Consider the following 16,244-nt stretch of genomic DNA (forward strand, 5'->3'; position numbering starts at 1 on the left):
TCAAAGTCTTCCTCAGGGGTTGGTCGCCGCCACGCACGCGGGCGGCGGGGACGGTGGGAGCGAGATCACCTGACTGGACGTCAGGACTGGTGCTGCCGACGGCGGCGGGCGGCCACCAGGGCGGCGCCGAGAGCCACGGAAGCGGCGCCGGCGGCGGTGATCGCACCGAGCGGGGCGTCGACACCGGTGGACGCGAGGACGCCCGTGGCGGTGGTGGTGGTGTCGGTGGTGGTCACCGTGGTGGTGGTCGTGTCGGACACCGGAGTGACGGTGGTACCGCCCTGCTCGGGAGTGGTGCCGGTGCCCTGGTTGCCGCCCTCCGGCTGGTGGGCGTTGGCCGTGTCCCGGGCCTGTGCCTCGGCCAGGCCGGTGAGCAGAACGCTGTGGATGTACGCCTTGTCGAACGAGTCCAGAGCCCGATTCGCGATCTTGCGGACCTCGGGCCCGCCCAGCCCCATGGCCTGGGTGATCCGCAGCCGGGCCTCGCCGACGTCGGTGCCGTCCAGGCCGGCCAGGAAGGCCTTGAGGTCGTCCGCGGAGAGGGCCTTGGCAGCGGCCTCGGTGAGGGTGAGCGAGCTGCCCGGCCGGATCAGCGTCTGGAGCACCTTCCGCCAGTTGGCGTCGTTGGCCTTGGCGTTGGCCGTGTCCCGGGCCTGCGCCTCGCCCAGGCCGGTGAGCAGGAAGCTGCGGAGGTAGGCGGGGTCGTACGAGTCCAGGACCCGGTTCGCGGCCTCGCGGACCTCCGGCCCGCCGATCGACATGGCCTGGGCGATCATGATGCGGGCACTGGTCCCGTCGATGGTGTCCAGATCGGCCAGGAAGGCCTTGAGCTCGTCCGCGTCGAGTGCCCGCGCGGCGGCCTCATTGAGCGTCAGCGTGCTGCCCGGGCGGATCATCTCGTGGAGCACCTTCCCCCGGCGCTCCTTGGCGACCAGCTCCGGCCACTCGACCTCCAGGAAGTGGTCGATCGCCGCGTCGTCACCGTCCAGCGCCTTCTGCCCGGCCTGCCAGATGAAGGTGCCCTGCCCGGCCGTGTCGATGATGCGCAGGACCTGGATGCGCTTGTCGTCGCGGATGATCCTCGGCATCTCGACGTCCAGGAAGTGCCGGATGTCCTCGACGGTGCCGTCGAGCGCCTTGCCGGCCCGCTCCTGGAAGTACCGGCTGTGGCCCGGCTCCGCCATCACCCGCAGCAGCCGCACCCGCAGGTCGTCCAACTCCTGCGAGGAGCTGCCACCGGGTGCGGGCGTGGTCCCGCCCGGCGCGGGCGTGCCGGAGCCCGGGTCCGTCGCCGGCGTCTCGGGGGCGGGCGTCTCGGGGGCGGGCGTCTCAGCAGCCGGGGTCTCCGCGGCCGGGACATCCGTGGCCGGGACGTCCGGCTGGGACTGGCCGGTCGGCGTGGGCGCAGTGTCGGCCAGGGCCGGCGCTGCGCCGAGGGCGGTGGGCGCGGAGACCGCGGCGACGAAAACGGCAGCGGCGATCGAACGGCGAATGCTCAAAGTCTCCCCTGGTAACAGGTTTCGGGTTGTCGCCGCACACGCGGGCGGCGGAAGAAGGAGGAACCGCGGGGCGGCCGTCCGGAGAGCGACCACTCTGCCGGACTCGACCGACAGAGCGTCAGGACTGCTGCCGACGGCGGCGGGCGGCCACCAGCGCGGCGCCGAGAGCCACGGACGTGACGCCGGCGGCGGTGATCGCACCAAGCGGGGCGTCGACGCCGGTGGACGCAAGGACACCCGTGGCGGCGGCGGTGGTGTCGGTGGTGGTCACCGTGGTCGTGGTCACCGTGGTGGTGTTGGACGCCCGGGTGACGCCGGCGCCGTTGCTGCCGCTGTTGCCGTTGCTGCCGTTGTTGCCGGTCTGCGGGTGGTTCTGCTGCTCCTGCGCGGCGGCGTCACGGGCCTGCGCCTCGGCCAGGCCGACCTCCAGGAAGGTGCGCAGCGCCTCGTTCGAGCCGTTCTCCACGGCGGCCAGGGCGGCCTTGCGGACCTCGGGGCCGCCGACCTCGACCAGCCGGGAGATCCGCAGCTGGTCGTCGTCGTGGCGGAGCTGCGGCAGCCGGGCGATGAAGTGGATGAGCTCCTGGTCCCTGCCGTCGAGCGCCTCGTTCGCGGCGTCCCGCAGGATCCGGGTGATGCCCGGCTCGTTCAGGATCCGGGCGACCTTCACCCGGTACTCGGTGGCGAACGACGGCCAGACGGTGGTGAGGAATCGGTCCGCGTCCGCTTCCGTGCCGCCTTCGAGCGCCTCCTGGGCGGCCTGCCGGAGCGGACTGCCCGGCTCCGAAAGGCCCAGGATCTGCGAGATTCGGACGTACTTGTCCTGGACCAGGATGTGCGGCATGTCGACGTCCAGGAATTTCCTGACGTCGTCGACGGTGCCGGCCGCGGCGGCCTTCGCGTGCTCGTAGAAGTACGTGCTGTGGCCCTTTTCGGCGATCGCCCTGCCGAGCCGGTCGCGCAACTCCTTCTCGACCGCCGCCGGATCGTCCGGAGCGGGCTCCGCAGGCGCCGGCTCGGTCGGAGCGGGCTCGGCCGGCTTGGGCTCCGCAGGCGCCGGCTCGGCCGGCGTGGGGCCCGCCGGAGCGGCCTCCGTGGGCGCGGTCTCCGTGGGCGCAGGGTCCGCCGGTGCCGGTGCCGGCTCCGCGTCCGACACGACGGCGTCCGGCTGGGACTGGCCGGTCGGCGGGGTCTCGGCCATGGCCTGTGCGCCGCCGAACGCGGTGGGCGCGGAGACGGCGGCCACGAATATGGCAGCAGCGACCGACCGACGGATGCTCAAATTTCCCCCCAGAAAAGGACATTCGCGCGCAGATCATCACCGCGGCGGATTCACACGGCGACGAACGCGAGCGATCGTACCGGAACCTTATGCCCCGTCAAAACGATTTCTTTCCTGGCTATTGATCGTGTTCGAGCATATCCACACACCCCGACATCGGCCCAGGAGCCCCACCGGCCAGGCCCTGGGCGAGGCCGGCGGGGCTCCTGGGCGTCGACGCCCGTACGGAGGGCGGTGGCGCGTTCGTCGAGGGTCCGGCCGGAGGGGGCCGAACTCGTGCCGTGCCGCGTTCCTGCGCCGCTCCGGCGGAGGAACGCGGCACGGGCGGGGTCAGACCTTGACGGTGAACGGCCCGGCGTGCGTGCCGTCCTGCCGGTACTCGTGCCAGCTGAGGGTGCAGGGACCGGCCTGCGACAGGAGGGTGCGGTCGCGGGAGTGGACGATCCGTCCGGTGCTGAAGCTGAGGAGCGGACTGTTCTGGTCCAGGTTCAGGAAGTCGTTCCGGGGCACGCCGTTCACGGTGAGCCCCGTCATGAGGACCATGCCGGCCCCGAAGGGGACGAAGGCGATCCACTCCGGGTGCTGGGCGTAGAGGATCGCGTCCCGCTCGTTGCCGTAGCCCATCCCCTCCGGGCCTCCCGGTCGGCCGACGACCACTTGCAGTCCCTGGCCGGCGCTCATCAGCGGGTACCTGGCAGTGTCGACGGCCTCGTGCTTTCCCACCGGGGAGGCGGTGATGTCGATGCCGCCGTAGCGCACGCCCTGGAGCTCCGTACCGGTGGCGAAGGAGAGGCCGACGGCGACCGACCCCCCGGGGCCGACCGGGTCGAGCTTGCTCTCGTTGCGGTCGGTGCTCTGGGTCTTGAAGAACCCGGCCGACGATGCGGTCCTGACCTCCAGCCAGGTGCGGGACGTGTCGTTGGTGACCGTGACGGTGCCCGCCCGCCCGCCGGGCACGGGCGCGGGCACTGTCGGGATCAGCAGAGCCGGTCGGTCGAACTTCATTGTCCCCCCAGGGATTTGACGACGCGTCGGGACAGCGTCCCGTGCGGAAGTCATTCCAGCGTGCCCCGGCGTCGCCCCGCAAGCTGCCCCTGGCACACCCGACCGACCCGCCGCCTGCCCGGCACTCCGGCCGACCGGCCGGGACGAGCGCCCCCCTCTCGGGTCACTGCTTCCCGCCGCAGGGCAGCCGCACGTACATGAATCTGCACGCGGGCCGCCCGGCAATCCCCCCGTCACGGCGAGCCCGCGCAGCCCCTGCCGGTTGCAGGTCCGGGCATTCCGGTGCTCCCCCTGAGCCATGAACAGCTTGAATGCGAACTCCCGCCCCTGCTGCGGGTCGCTCGAATCCCAGTACCCGACCCGGTCAGCAGTGAGCAGCGCTCGCAGCCGTCGCACGGCGCCACGGGCGCGTCGTCGGTACTGGCGGTGTTCCCTGGTAGCCGGGGCGGATCCCGCCGCTGAACGGGCGGACCCGACCCCAGGGACGCCCGGCCCGGCGCCGGGACACCCGACCCGAGGCGGGCCGAGGACCGGTCGGCGCTACTCGCTGCACTCGTGGGTGGCCGGGTCCACCAGGACGCGGTCGAGCAGGTCGCGCAGTTGGGCCTGTTCCTCGGCACTGAGGTCGCCGAAGAGTTCGCGCTCGGCCGTGTTGACCTCCTGGTCGATGCGCTCCAACACCTGCCGACCGGCCGGAGTGATCTCCACGATGTGGCGCCGCCGGTCGGCGGGATCGCGGCGGCGCTCGCACAGCCCGGCGGACTCCAACTCGTTCAGAACGGCGACCAGTTGGCTCGGGTCGACCTCCATCGCGGCGGCCAGTTCGCGCTGACTGGTGGCGCCGGGGGCAAGCCGCACCAAGGTCATCGCATTGCGCGGATGCAGCCCGGCGACGGCCAGCGCGGCGCGAATGCGGGTGCCCGCGAGCTCCCCGCGGAAGGAGAGGAGGAAGCCGAGGCGGTCGATCGGGTGTGCAGCTGCCATGGCGTCCACCGTACACAGCGGCCGCATTATGGAGGACAACAAATCATTGGTACGGTTCAATGGTTTCTCTGCTACCAACCATTGGGCGAATTCCATGTTCACCGGCTATGTCGTCGTCGCCGCGCTGCTCGTACTCGGCCTGTCCGCCTCCGCCTTCCTGACCTTCACCCGGAACCCGCAGGTCACGGCCAGCATGACCAAGGTGGGCGTGCCCGACTCCTGGCTGCCCTGGCTCGGGACCGCCAAAGCGGCGGGCGCGCTCGGCCTGCTCGCCGGCCTGCTCGTCCCGCCACTCGGAGTGGCCGCCGCGGTGGGCCTGATGCTCTACTTCGTCGGCGCGGCCGTCTCCCACCTGCGCGTGAAGGACTACGCCGTAGCACCGGTCGTCGTGCTCACGCTGCTCTCGGCGGCCGCACTGGTGCTGCGCACAGCTGCCTGACGCCTCAGGGGCTTCCGGGGCGGCCCACTCGTCCTCGGGGGTGCCCTTGTCGACGCCAGACGGGGCCGGGGCCGATGGCCGCCTACGCGGGGGGGCAGGTCCAGGGCGGGCTGCACGGTCCGGGTGCGCCGAGGCGAGCCACTGCGGACGCCGCACACCCGTCGTGCGGCCCGGTCCAACTCTTGGGCCGGCGGCCCGGCTTCGGTCGGGTGAACGGATCGGACGCGCCGGGCAGCGCTGTCGTCCGCCCACCCGATGACGCGGGGCCGGCCCGCTCCAGGGCGTCGACGCCCGCACGGAGGGCGGTGGTGCGTTCGTCGAGGGTCCAATTGGAGGGGCCAGACTCGTTTAAGCGCCGGAAAGCGTCGGATGCCTCTCCCTTGTTTCCGGCCGGCCCAGCGGGGCCGGGTCGACACGCAGTTCGTCCACGACGCGAGCGATCACCCTCGGTAATCTCGCAGGCACATTCGATGACCGTCGCCCCCTGGAGTGCCCATGCGCGTACGTCCCACTGCCTTCCTGCTCCTGGCCGCCGGGGCCGCCCAGCTGCTGCTGGGGGCCCCGGCCGCCCGGGCGGCCGGGGGAAGCATCACCACGGCCTGCGCGGGCACGGTCGCCGGTAGCACCTTCACCCTCACGGCCGACTGCGACACCACGGCGACCCTCAGCGTGCCGGACGGCTTCACGGTGGTCGGCGCGGGCCACGAGATCACCGCGCACGACCCGGACCCGGCGAACGCCCCGGCCGGCCTCTTCCACGGAGCCGTGCTGACCAATGCCGGCACCTCGATGGACCTGACCGACCTGACGGTGCGCGGCACCGGCTTCGCCTACGGCTGTGACAACGCCAACCCGACCGTCGGCATCCTCTACCACTCCGCCAGCGGCACGATGACCAGGGTGAACGCGACGGACATCACCCAGCACTCGGCCTGCCTGACCGTGCACTCGATCATGGTCAGGGCGGACACCGGCCCGCAGACCGTCACCATCACCGACTCGACGACCGCCAACTTCCAGCGCAGCGGCCTGCTGGCGATGGGCGACGTGACGCTGAACGCCTCCGGCAACACCTTCGGCCCGCCCGACCTGACCATCCCGGGCCCGGGACGACTGGCCCAGAACAGCCTGCAGATCGGCTCGCCCTCGCTGCCCGGCACGGGCGGCACCGTCCAGCACAACACCATCATCACCACCGCCTACGGCGCGGCCGACAACACCTCCACCGGAGTGCTGGTGGCGAGCGCCAACCACCTGCTGATCACCCAGAACACCTTCGGCGGCGCCGGGGCCGACATCGGCGTGGTGGTCGTGGGCAGCCAGGACGTCACGGTCTCCTACAACCACATCGCCCGCACCGCCCCGGACCGCCCCGGCTACGCGGACACCTACGGGTACGGCGTGAGCGTGGACGACCCCACCCAGACCAGGCTGATCTGCAACACCTTCGACGGCTGGAACCTCAACCTCGACAACATCACCCAGCCCCCGTGCATCATCACCACCGGCATCCCGTGCGCGACCGTCGGCCAGCCCTACCAGCAGCAACTGCAGGCCTACACCCCTGACCCGGGCGCACCCCTCACCTGGTCGCTGGTCAGCGGCCCACTGCCGCCCGGCCTGACGCTGAGCGCGGACGGCGTGCTCTCCGGCACGCCCACCACCGCCGGCGACTTCCCGGTCCGGATCCAGGTCTCCTCACCCGACGACGGCGCGGCCGTCAGCGACCTGACCTTCTGCGTGGAACCCGCGGCCTCACCGACGCCCACCCCCACCCCCACCGTCTCGCCGTCCCCCGAGCCGACCGGCACCCCGGAACCCGGCCCGTCCGCCTCCGCGAGCCCGAGCCGGGGTGTACGGCCCGTCCCGCTGGCGGAGACCGGCAGCGATCCGGCGCCGTGGCTGCTGGCGGCCGCTGTGCTGATCGGCATCGGCACGCTCCTGACGGTGCGCCGACTGCGCCGCTGAACCACCCCCGGGGCCCGAACCTCAGAACCCGCCGGCACCCAGGCCGAGCCGCCCGGCGACACAGCCGCTGGGATGCCCCTCCGGAGCGTCCCGGCGCCACCAGGCAGGGCGATCCCGGCGGGACACCCGCTTGTTCAGGCGAGGCCGGCGCGTTCCAGGGCGTCGACGCCCGTGCGAAGGGCGGTGGTGCGTTCGTCGAGGGTCCGGCCGGAGGGGGCCGGATTCGGTGATTCACTCGTGAACGCCCAGACTTCGATCCAGTTCCCTGCTGTGGGGTCCGCCCCCGGATCTGGCGGTCTGGACCGCATCACGCGGTCCGCGCCGCGTCTTCACACCAGCCCCGCCAACTTGCCGCGGTCACCGGTGACTCGGCGTGGTCCAGTGCCCAGCGCACATAGCCGGACCGACGCTGCACCGTCGGGTCCGGCGAGTGCGCTGCCGCGTCGAGCCCGGCACGCAGCGCCGGGCCGTCCAGGCTCCGGGCCAGCAGCACGTAGCCGAGATCCTCGCACCGCTGGCCGCGGTGCACCGCCCGGAGGGTCAACTCCGTCACCGCAGGCACCTGTGGTGGCGGCACGTCCATATCGGCGAACTGGCGCAGCACCCGCTTCTTCAGGCCCCAGGGCGACCACGGGCCGGCCGACCGCCACTGCTCCGGGTGACGCGCCTCCCACTGGAGGAAGAGCACCGCGTACGGCGCCAGCCGCCGGTAGTCGTCGAGATCACCGGCCCAGCGCACCGCATGGAACTTGCCGACGACTCCGTGGAGCGTGTCCGCCACCGCAGCCGCGTGGGCGGCCCGCGCCGCGCGCGCCGAAACCGCCAGGACCGGATCCGTCGGGCTCCAGGACTGTCCGGCCGCCCACCACGCCTCGTTCATCGCCCGAAGCGCGCGATCGAGCTCGGCCCTGGAGCGGGTATGACGCGCCACAGCGGCATCACGACGGAGCGGATCCCGACTCACCAAGTCGAACATCCACCCGCTGTCAGCAGAAACCTGAAGATCCACCCCGGCAGTGTGCCACCGACCCGCCCCGGCCTCACGTGAATTCCGCCCGAGGGCGGCCCGACGGACCTGCACGCCCGAAGGCTCGAACCGGGCCGCCTCCAGACAGACCCGCACGCCCGAAGACTCGAACCGGGCCGCCTCCAGGTCGCACCACCCATCGGCAACCCCGACCTCCTCAGGCGAGGCCGGCGCGTTCCAGGGCGTCGACGCCCGTGCGGAGGGCGGTGATGCGTTCGTCGAGGGTCCAGCCGGAGGGGGCGAGGGTGAGGGTGGTGACGCCGGCGGCGGCGTAGGCCTGCATGCGGTCGGCGATGCGGGCGGTGTCGCCGAGGAGGGAGGTGGCGTCGATGAAGTCGTGGGGGACGGCGGCGGCGGCGCCGGCCTTGTCGCGGGCGAGGTAGCGGGTCTGTACTTCGTCGGCGGCCTGCTCGAAGCCCATCCGGCGGGCGAGCCGGCTGTAGAAGTTCTTCTCCTTGCTGCCCATGCCGCCGAGGTAGAGGGCGGTGTAGTCGCGCAGGGTGTCGGCGGCGGCGTGGATGTCGTCGCCGACCGCGATGTTGACGGTCGGGCAGAGGTCGAAGCCGTCCAGGGTCCGGCCGGCCTTGGCGCGGCCGGCGGCGAGGGCGTCGACGGAGAGCGCGGCGTGTTCGGGGGCGAAGAACAGGCCGAGCCAGCCGTCGGCGACCTCGCCGGTGAGTTCGAGGTTCTTCGGGCCCATGGAGGCGATGTAGATCGGCAGGTGTTCGCGCACCGGGTGGACGGTGAGCTTGAGCGCCTTGCCGGGCCCGCCGGGCAGCGGCAGCGTCCAGTTGGCGCCGTCGTGGACCAGCCGCTCGCGGGACATCGCCTTGCGGATGATCTCCACGTACTCGCGGGTGCGGGCCAGCGGCTTGTCGAACTTGACGCCGTACCAGCCCTCGGAGACCTGCGGGCCGGAGACGCCGAGGCCGAGCCGGAAGCGGCCGCCGGAGAGGGTGTCGAGGGTGGCGGCGGTCATCGCGGTCATCGCGGGGGTGCGGGCGGGGATCTGGAAGATCGCGGAGCCGACGTCGATCCGCTCGGTCTTCGCGGCGACGTACGACAGCACGGTGGCGGCGTCCGACCCGTACGCCTCGGCGGCCCAACAGACCGCGTAGCCGAGCCGGTCGGCCTCCTGGGCGACCGCGATGTTGTCGGCGTCCAGGCCGAGTCCCCAGTAACCGAGGTTGATGCCGAGTCGCATGTGCCCGCTGCCTTCCAGTCGGTGGTGCGGCGAGCGTAGCCCCCGTGCCGACCGCCTGCTACCGACCGGTAGAAGTGTCGTGCGCCACACCTGCCTGGCATGCTGCCGGGGTGCCGAAGAAGCGACCGCCCGCCACCACCTTCGCCGACCTGGTGGCGGCCATGCCCGCACCGCCGGAGGACGAACCCGACGTCCGCCACAACCCGATGCCCGTCGCCGACGGCGGCTTCACCGACATCGACGGCTGCCACTGGCGCCTCGCCCGGGGGCCGCTGGACGTCCGCCGGGCCAAGCGGCTCGCCGGCACCGCCGACCGGATGACGATGGGCGAGGAGTACGACGAGCGGGCCCGGTTCTGGGTCCCGCGCCTGCTCACCCCCGAGGAGCGCCCGGACGCCTGGCTGCGGGCGCGCGCCGGGTACGACGCCGCCGCGGATCCGCGCCACGAGGCGTACGAGTTCGCCGACGCGGACGGCCGCGTCCTGCTGTACATCGCGACCTACTGCTGAGCGCGCGGCACGCGGACACGTCGGCCGAGCGGGTCGTCCCCGGCGGCAGGGGGTTTCGCCGCTAATCTCGCAGCACGTGGGGGGCACCGCCCCCGACCTGCGCCGTCCTGCGTGGCGCAGCACGGTTGACGGAGGGCGCGATGGAACAGCGACGGCTCGGCCGCACCGGCCTGCGGGTCTCCCGACTCGGCCTGGGCACCCTCACCTGGGGTCGGGACACCGACGAGCACGAGGCCGCCGAGCAATTGAAGGCCTTCGTGGACGCCGGCGGCACCCTGGTGGACACCGCCGACGTGTACGCGGACGGCGGCGCCGAGTACCTGCTGTCCCGGCTGACGGACGGTCTGATCCCGCGCTCCGAGCTGGTGATCGCCACCAAGGCCGGCGCGCTGCCCGGCTCCCCCCGTCACGACGCCTCCCGCGGCCACCTGCTGAACGCCCTGGACGCCTCGCTGCGCCGGCTCGGCACCGACCACGTCGACCTGTGGCAGGTGCACGCGTACGACCCGGCCACGCCGACCGAGGAGACCCTGCACGCCCTCGACCTGGCGGTGGCCTCGGGCCGGACCCGGTACGCCGGGGTGTGCCAGTACAGCGGCTGGCAGCTCGCCAAGTCCGCGGCCTGGCAGCACGCTTCGCCCGGCCGCACCCCGCTGGCCGCCGTCCAGCTCGAGTACTCGCTGCTCCAGCGCGGCATCGAACGCGAGGCGCTGCCCGCCGCGCTGGACGCCGGGGTGGGCCTGCTGGCCTGCTCGCCGCTCGGCCGGGGCGTGCTCACCGGCAAGTACCGGCACGGCGTGCCGGCGGAGTCGCGCGGCGCCGCCCCGCACCCGGCCGGCTCGGTCCAGCCGTACCTGGGCGAGACGTCCCGCCGGATCGTGGACGCGCTGGCCACCGCCGCCGACGGCCTGGCGTCCACGCCGTTGAAGGTCGCCCTCGCCTGGGTGCGCGACCGCCCCGGCGTGTCGGCCGCCCTGCTGGGCGCCCGCACCGCCGCCCAGCTGCAGTCCTCACTGTCGGTGGAGGCGCTTACGCTTCCGGGTGAGATCCGCGCTGCCCTGGACGACGTGTCGGCCCCGGTGCACCGCTACCCGGACCAGGGTTGGACGGAGCTGTCGTAGCCGTCCGCCCGTTGAAGGAGCCTTCCGCATGACCACCCCCGAGGAGAGCCCGGCCCCGGCCGCCGAGCAGCACGCCGGTACCGTCGCCGCCCTCGCCGAAGCGATCCGCGCGGTCGGCCGGAGCGGCCAGAGCGATCCTGACGCTTCGTCCGCCGACGCGCCGCCCACCGACGGCCCGACCTCCGACGGCCCGACCTCCGACGCCCAGCGCAAGGCCGCGCTGACGGCCGTCGCCGAGGTGCTGGCGGCCGGCGGCGCTCCCGCGCAGCTGGCCCCCGTCGCGGTCGCCGAGCTCGGCGAGGGCGCGGCCGAGCAGCTGCGCGAGGACCCGTGGGCGGTGCTCTCGCTGCCCGGCGTCCGCCCCGAGCACGCCGACGGCTTCGCCCGCGGGCTGCTCGGCCCCGACGCGCAGCCCGGCGACCCGCGGCGCGCCCAGGCGCTGGTGGCCTGGCTGCTGGAGCAGGCCGCGCTGCGCGGGCACTCCGCGCAGGAGCTCGGCGAGGTCTCCGAGGCGCTGCGCGCCCAGCACGTCCCCGACCCGGCGGGCGCGCTCCAGGCGGTGCTGGAGGACGGGCGGGTGATGCCGTTCCAGGAGGAGCTGCCGATGCCGCCCGGCAGCCACGACGAGGACGAGGAGCCGCCCGTCCGCACCCTGCTCGCCCTGGAGCGCCTCGCGCTGGCGGAGGAGAGCCTCGGCGAGGGCCTGGTCCGGCTGCTGTCGACCTTCACGCCGGGCGAGGACGGCGGGGACGCCGAGGACGCAGCGCACGCCGAGGACGCCGAGGACACGGCCGCCGCCGAGGACGCAGCGCACGCCGAGGACGCCGAGGACGCCGACGCGGCGGACAACGCACCGGCGGAGCCCGCCGAGGGCGTCGACGCACCGGCCGGGGGCGAGACGGCCGCTGAGGGCCCGTCGGCCGACGCCGCCCCCGTCCAGCCCGGCCCGGCGGCGTGGGAGGCGGCGGCCGCGGCCGCCTCGTCCCGGTCCGCGCAGGAGCTGGTGCGCACCGTCGCCGAATCCGGCCTGGTGCTGCACACCGGCGGCGAGGCGGCCCGGGCCGAACCGGCCGCGCTGCTGCACGCCGCCGCCGGGCTCGGCCTGCGGGTGTGGGCGGCGACCTGGACCGGCCAGGGCCGCGACGCGCTGGCCGCGCTGCTCCCGGACGACTCCCCCGCCGCCGGGCGGATCGGCACGCTGGCCGAACTGCTGTACGGCGCGCCGCTGCCGCGCGCGGTCGACGGCACCCTGCCGCTGGACGTGCTGGTGGTGCTGGACGCCCCGCTGCTGGACGTGGAGACCGCCGCGACGCTGCTGGAGGCGCTCGCGGACGGCACCCGGCTGGTGCTGTCCGGCGACCCGGGCGGCCTGTGGTCGGCCGGCCCGGGCCGGTTCTTCGCCGACCTGCTGGCCGCCAAGGCGTGCCCGGCGGTGGCGTCCCGCACGCCGGACTTCGGGCCGATCGGCGAGCTGGTCTCGGGCATCGGCATCGGCGAGCTCCAGCCGGTGGACGCCCCCGACAAGGAGGTGGTGATCCTCACCGCCAAGGACGGCGGCGAGGCCGTGCACCGCGCCGTGCAGCTGCTCACCGACTCCATCCCGCGCGCGCTGTCGATCCCGTCCGAGCAGACCGTGCTGCTGACGCCGGGCCACGGCGGCCCGGCCGGCACCCGGGCGCTGAACGCCGCCGCCAAGGCCAGGCTGAACCCCGGCCCGGGCCGTTTCGGCGGCTTCGACCCGGGCGACCGGGTGGTGCACTCCCCCGCGCTGGGCGTCAACCTGCCCGCGCGGGTGCTGGACGGCGACGCGAGCGGCCTGCACCTGGAGCTCGCCGACGGCGGGCGGCTCACGCTCAGCCCCCAGCAGGCCGCCAAGCTGCGCCACGGCTGGGCGGTGACGGCCCACCAGGCGGTCGGCCGGCGCTGGCCGGCGGTCGTCGTGGTGCTGCCGGAGGACGCGGCCGGGCAGCTCACCAGGCAGTGGGTGTACTCGGCGTTCGGCCGGGCCGAGCGACACCTCTCGGTGGTCCACGCAGCCGGCCCGGCGCTCGCCCAGGCGGTCGCCGAGCGCCCCGCCGCGCCCCGCACCACCCGCCTGCGGTCGGTCCTCACCGACCAGTAGCCGACCGGCCGCCGGTCAGTGGCCGGTCGGTGGCCGACCAGCAGCCGTTCAGCGACCGGCAGCTGGTCGGCCGAAGCACGTCGAAGGGCCCGGGACGACAGGTGCGTCGTCCCGGGCCCTCTCGTCGGTGGCGTCCGGTCGCTTCTGGCGTCCGGCGTTTCGGTTTCACCGGCCCGGCGGCACCGGGCCGGTGTCGTCCCTCGGACAGGATGACGGTCCGTCAGTCGTCCAGCTCGTCGTCGTAGACCTCGCTGACGTCGAAGCGGCAGATCAGCAGCTCCGGGTCGGCGCCCTCGAACGGCTCGGGGAGCCACTCGCCGGGCTCGGCGGGATCGGTGGCCGACACCCACAACGTGGAGTCGCCCTCCTCCAGGCCGAACTCCTCGGCCCGGGCGGCGATCTCGTCCGGCTCGTACTCGCCGAACAGCACGCCGATCGCCGCGGTCACCTCGGACTCGCCGCCCCCGCCGGGGGTGAGCGTCTCGTCGACCCGTTCGGCCTGGGCGCGCAGGCGCTTCGGGTCGGCGATCAGGTAGTCGCGGCGGATCAGCACGCTGATCGCCTCGGGCTGTTCGGGGCCCTGGTAACCGGCCCCCGGCTCGTCGCCCGGGATCTCGAAGGGGGTGACCTCGTCGTAGACCTCGTAAAGGATCTGGTCGTAGGCAATGGCGGCCGCCGCGAGCTCCTCGTAGGCGTGGACGACGACCGGATCGCCGGGCTCGGTGGAGCTGGAGACGGCCTGCAGGTGGCGGTCAATGGCGGCCTTGACCGCCTCTGCGGCGGCCCGTACCTCGGTGATGGTCAGCTGCGCGGCATCAGACATGGTGCAGACGCTATCCCCACCTGGCGACGACACGCACAGCGGTTGTCACCTACGGCCGTGAAAACCGGGCAAGTTCACCCCGGATGTCCGATCTGCGGCTTTCTGTCACCGCGATTCCCGGGGGCGCACCGGCCGCCGGGCCCGCCCGAACCGGCCTGATCGGCGCACGCGTCGAACGCGCATCGGCGCGGTCCGGGGCGGGTATCCGTACCGGAAGGGAAAACTGATTGACGGTCAGCTCCGACCCCGGGAAGGCTCGTCCTGCCGCCCGGGACGGATCGGACCCGAACCGGCCACCGGTCGGCGGCGCGCCGTAGGCTTGCAGGCAGCACAGCAGCGGAGGAGAAGTCTTGATTCCTACCAAACCGGTCCGGCTTCCGGAGTACGAGTACCAGTCGCTTCGTCTGCCGCGCGGCACCTCCCGCAACGCCGCGCGCCAACTGCTCACCGACCACGCCGAGTACGGGCAGTGGGAGCTCGACCGGCTCCGGCTGTACCCCGACGGCAGTCGGACGGTCCGACTGAAGCGGCGCATCATCCGGCAGGTCCGCTCCACCTGGTAGCGCGCGTGCCCGCGCCCGGGCCGCCCCGTCGCATCAGCGGTGGGGCGGCCCGGGCGCGGGCGTTCTCCGGCGTCGTTCTCCGGCGTCGTTCCCCGGTCCGGGGCCTGTCCGGTCCGGCTCAGCGGCGGCCGGCGAGGGTCCGGGAGCGGCGGTACAGCACGCCGCCGCCGAGCATCAGCAGCAGGCCCGCCGGGGCGAGGATCTCCAGACCCTCCGCGCCGGTGGAGGCCAGCTGCCGACCCGTCTCCCCGGAGTGGGCACCGGCCGCGTGCGAGCCAGGGGGGGACGCCTGCCCGCCGACCGGGACGATGGTGCGCCCCGGCGGGGTGACCGGCGGGGTGACGGGCGGGGTCACCGGCGGGGTGACGGGCGGCGTGGTCGGCGGGCACTCGCCGCCGGGCGGGGTGGTCGGCGGGCACTCACCGACCGGCGGCGTGGTCGGCGGGCACTCGCCGCCGGGCGGGGTGCAGGCCGGCGGCGGCGTCTCCTCGACCGGGACGGGCGGCTGCGGCGTGACCTCGTTGACGCAGTTGTTGCCGAACGCCGGGTTGCCGAGGCCGATCACGTCGATGGTGTTGCCGCACGCGTTGACCGGCACGTCGACCGGCGCCTGCGCCTGGTTCCCCGAGATCACGCCCGCCGAGTTACTGGCCACGCCGCCGGCCGAGGAGCCCGCACCCGACGTCCCGCCCGCCGACGTTCCGGTCGGGACGGAGCCGCCGGTGTGGGAGCCGGAACCTCCGGTCCAGTCCGAGCCGCCGGTGGAGCCCGAACCGCCGGCGTGGGAGCCGGTGCCGGAGCCGGTCGAGCCGGACCCGGTGGTGCCGGCTCCGGCGCCGGTGGAGCCCGAGCCGCTGTGGTTCGCGCAGTTGTTGCCGTAGGCCGGGTTGAGCAGGCCGACCACGTTGATGGTGTTGCCGCACGCATTCACGGGGAGCTCCACAGGGACCTGCACCGCGTTGCCCGAGCCGACGCCCGGCGAGTTCGCGGCCACGCCGTGAGCGTCGGCGATGGCGTGGGCGTAGCCCGCGGTCGAGGCCAGCACGCTGCCGGTGGCCATGGCCGTGAGGAGGCCTTTCCTGGCGACCTGTCGCATTGACTCCCCTTGTTTCCTAGTCCGGTGGACTGATGAACCGACTTCCGATGACTTCCACATTCCGCCAGTCGGGACCGCTCATCGATCCGATAGTCGGAATTCCGTGCCGCATTTGCGGCAGCACTACGTTCAACGACCCTTGGTGGTGAAGGTTGAGCCGGTTGCAGTCAGTTCATCCGATCGGGTGAGGTCTGCCCTATGCCGGGAACCACGACGTTCACCCGGACGAGAAGGCCCACAGGTGCGCCCCGCCGATTTTCGCCGGACATGCGAAAACCCCCGCCCGACCCGGAGGTCGCACGGGGGTCCGAATTCAGGGAATCCGTCAGAAGTTCGCGCAGTGGTTGCCGAACGCCGGGTTGAGCAGGCCGATCACGCTGATCGTGTTGCCGCACACGTTGACGGGGACGTGCACCGGGATCTGGATCAGGTTGCCGGAGAGCACGCCCGGGGAGCCGATTGCGGCGCCCTCGGCCTGCGCGCCGCCGTGCGCCGAGGCGACACCCGCGCCCGCGAGCAGCAGACCACCGGTGGCGGCGGCGACGGCAGCGATCTTCTTGGCCTTCATCTGTTCTGTTCCTCCTGGTCGTTTCCAGCCCGTT

15 protein-coding genes are annotated in these 16,244 nt (G+C 73.4%); 6 read left to right on the plus strand and 9 right to left on the minus strand.

Annotation, left to right across the window (positions count from 1 at the left end):
* Window positions 1-80: 80 nt before the first annotated feature.
* The 4 genes from CG736_RS04150 to CG736_RS04165 form a co-directional block, all read right to left on the minus strand.
* Entirely contained in the window at window positions 81-1,499 is a 1,419-nt protein-coding gene (locus tag CG736_RS04150) for an ALF repeat-containing protein (protein ID WP_100584728.1), read from the minus strand.
* A 118-nt stretch (window positions 1,500-1,617) separates the two neighbouring features.
* The gene (locus tag CG736_RS04155) at window positions 1,618-2,781 is read right to left on the minus strand and encodes an ALF repeat-containing protein (protein ID WP_157815401.1); all 1,164 of its coding nucleotides are present in this window, start codon (window positions 2,779-2,781) and stop codon (window positions 1,618-1,620) included.
* Between the two features lie 330 nt (window positions 2,782-3,111).
* Window positions 3,112-3,786 carry a hypothetical protein gene (locus tag CG736_RS04160; protein WP_100584730.1) on the minus strand — a complete coding sequence of 225 codons (675 nt, stop codon included), beginning with the start codon at window positions 3,784-3,786 and terminating at the stop codon, window positions 3,112-3,114.
* Between the two features lie 540 nt (window positions 3,787-4,326).
* Window positions 4,327-4,770 (minus strand): MarR family winged helix-turn-helix transcriptional regulator, encoded by a 444-nt coding sequence (locus CG736_RS04165; protein ID WP_100584731.1) that lies wholly within the window; start codon window positions 4,768-4,770, stop codon window positions 4,327-4,329.
* Between the two features lie 94 nt (window positions 4,771-4,864).
* Here CG736_RS04165 and CG736_RS04170 point away from each other — a divergent pair, with 94 nt between their 5' ends.
* Together CG736_RS04170 and CG736_RS04175 are read left to right on the plus strand one after the other, a co-directional pair.
* A complete protein-coding gene (locus tag CG736_RS04170) occupies window positions 4,865-5,209 on the plus strand; it encodes a DoxX family protein (protein ID WP_100584732.1) in 345 nt (114 codons plus the stop codon).
* Between the two features lie 495 nt (window positions 5,210-5,704).
* The gene (locus CG736_RS04175; RefSeq protein WP_100584733.1) at window positions 5,705-7,177 is read left to right on the plus strand and encodes a right-handed parallel beta-helix repeat-containing protein; all 1,473 of its coding nucleotides are present in this window, start codon (window positions 5,705-5,707) and stop codon (window positions 7,175-7,177) included.
* Window positions 7,178-7,484: 307 nt separating this feature from the next.
* On the opposite strand, the gene CG736_RS04180 is transcribed toward CG736_RS04175, so the two are convergent.
* Window positions 7,485-8,186, minus strand: coding sequence for a hypothetical protein (locus CG736_RS04180; RefSeq protein WP_157815403.1), 702 nt, complete (start codon window positions 8,184-8,186; stop codon window positions 7,485-7,487).
* Window positions 8,187-8,361: 175 nt separating this feature from the next.
* On the minus strand, window positions 8,362-9,408 hold the full coding sequence (locus tag CG736_RS04185; RefSeq protein WP_100584735.1) for an LLM class F420-dependent oxidoreductase: 1,047 nt from the start codon (window positions 9,406-9,408) through the stop codon (window positions 8,362-8,364).
* 110 nt (window positions 9,409-9,518) lie between these two features.
* Here CG736_RS04185 and CG736_RS04190 point away from each other — a divergent pair, with 110 nt between their 5' ends.
* The 3 genes from CG736_RS04190 (at window position 9,519) to CG736_RS04200 (ending at window position 13,160) form a co-directional block, all read left to right on the plus strand.
* Entirely contained in the window at window positions 9,519-9,917 is a 399-nt protein-coding gene (locus CG736_RS04190) for a hypothetical protein (protein ID WP_100584736.1), read from the plus strand.
* Window positions 9,918-10,057: 140 nt separating this feature from the next.
* Window positions 10,058-11,038: an aldo/keto reductase gene (locus CG736_RS04195; RefSeq protein ID WP_100584737.1), complete on the plus strand. Its 981-nt coding sequence runs from the start codon at window positions 10,058-10,060 to the stop codon at window positions 11,036-11,038.
* Between the two features lie 28 nt (window positions 11,039-11,066).
* Window positions 11,067-13,160: a helix-hairpin-helix domain-containing protein gene (locus CG736_RS04200; RefSeq protein ID WP_232733770.1), complete on the plus strand. Its 2,094-nt coding sequence runs from the start codon at window positions 11,067-11,069 to the stop codon at window positions 13,158-13,160.
* 220 nt (window positions 13,161-13,380) lie between these two features.
* Here CG736_RS04200 and CG736_RS04205 read toward each other — a convergent pair whose 3' ends face one another.
* Entirely contained in the window at window positions 13,381-13,983 is a 603-nt protein-coding gene (locus CG736_RS04205; protein ID WP_100584738.1) for a hypothetical protein, read from the minus strand.
* 353 nt (window positions 13,984-14,336) lie between these two features.
* On the opposite strand from CG736_RS04205, the gene CG736_RS04210 reads away from it, so the two are divergent.
* Window positions 14,337-14,546 (plus strand): DUF5703 family protein, encoded by a 210-nt coding sequence (locus CG736_RS04210; protein ID WP_043912690.1) that lies wholly within the window; start codon window positions 14,337-14,339, stop codon window positions 14,544-14,546.
* Window positions 14,547-14,664: 118 nt separating this feature from the next.
* On the opposite strand, the gene CG736_RS38525 is transcribed toward CG736_RS04210, so the two are convergent.
* Both CG736_RS38525 and CG736_RS04220 read right to left on the minus strand, forming a co-directional pair.
* A complete protein-coding gene (locus CG736_RS38525; protein WP_369879820.1) occupies window positions 14,665-15,606 on the minus strand; it encodes a chaplin in 942 nt (313 codons plus the stop codon).
* A gap of 361 nt (window positions 15,607-15,967) precedes the next feature.
* Complete coding sequence (locus tag CG736_RS04220; protein WP_100584740.1) at window positions 15,968-16,210, minus strand: chaplin; 243 nt, start codon at window positions 16,208-16,210, stop codon at window positions 15,968-15,970.
* Window positions 16,211-16,244: the final 34 nt, after the last annotated feature.

The sequence above is a fragment of the Kitasatospora sp. CB02891 genome, assembly GCF_002803145.1.
GTDB classification, from domain to species: Bacteria; Actinomycetota; Actinomycetes; order Streptomycetales; family Streptomycetaceae; genus Kitasatospora; species Kitasatospora griseola.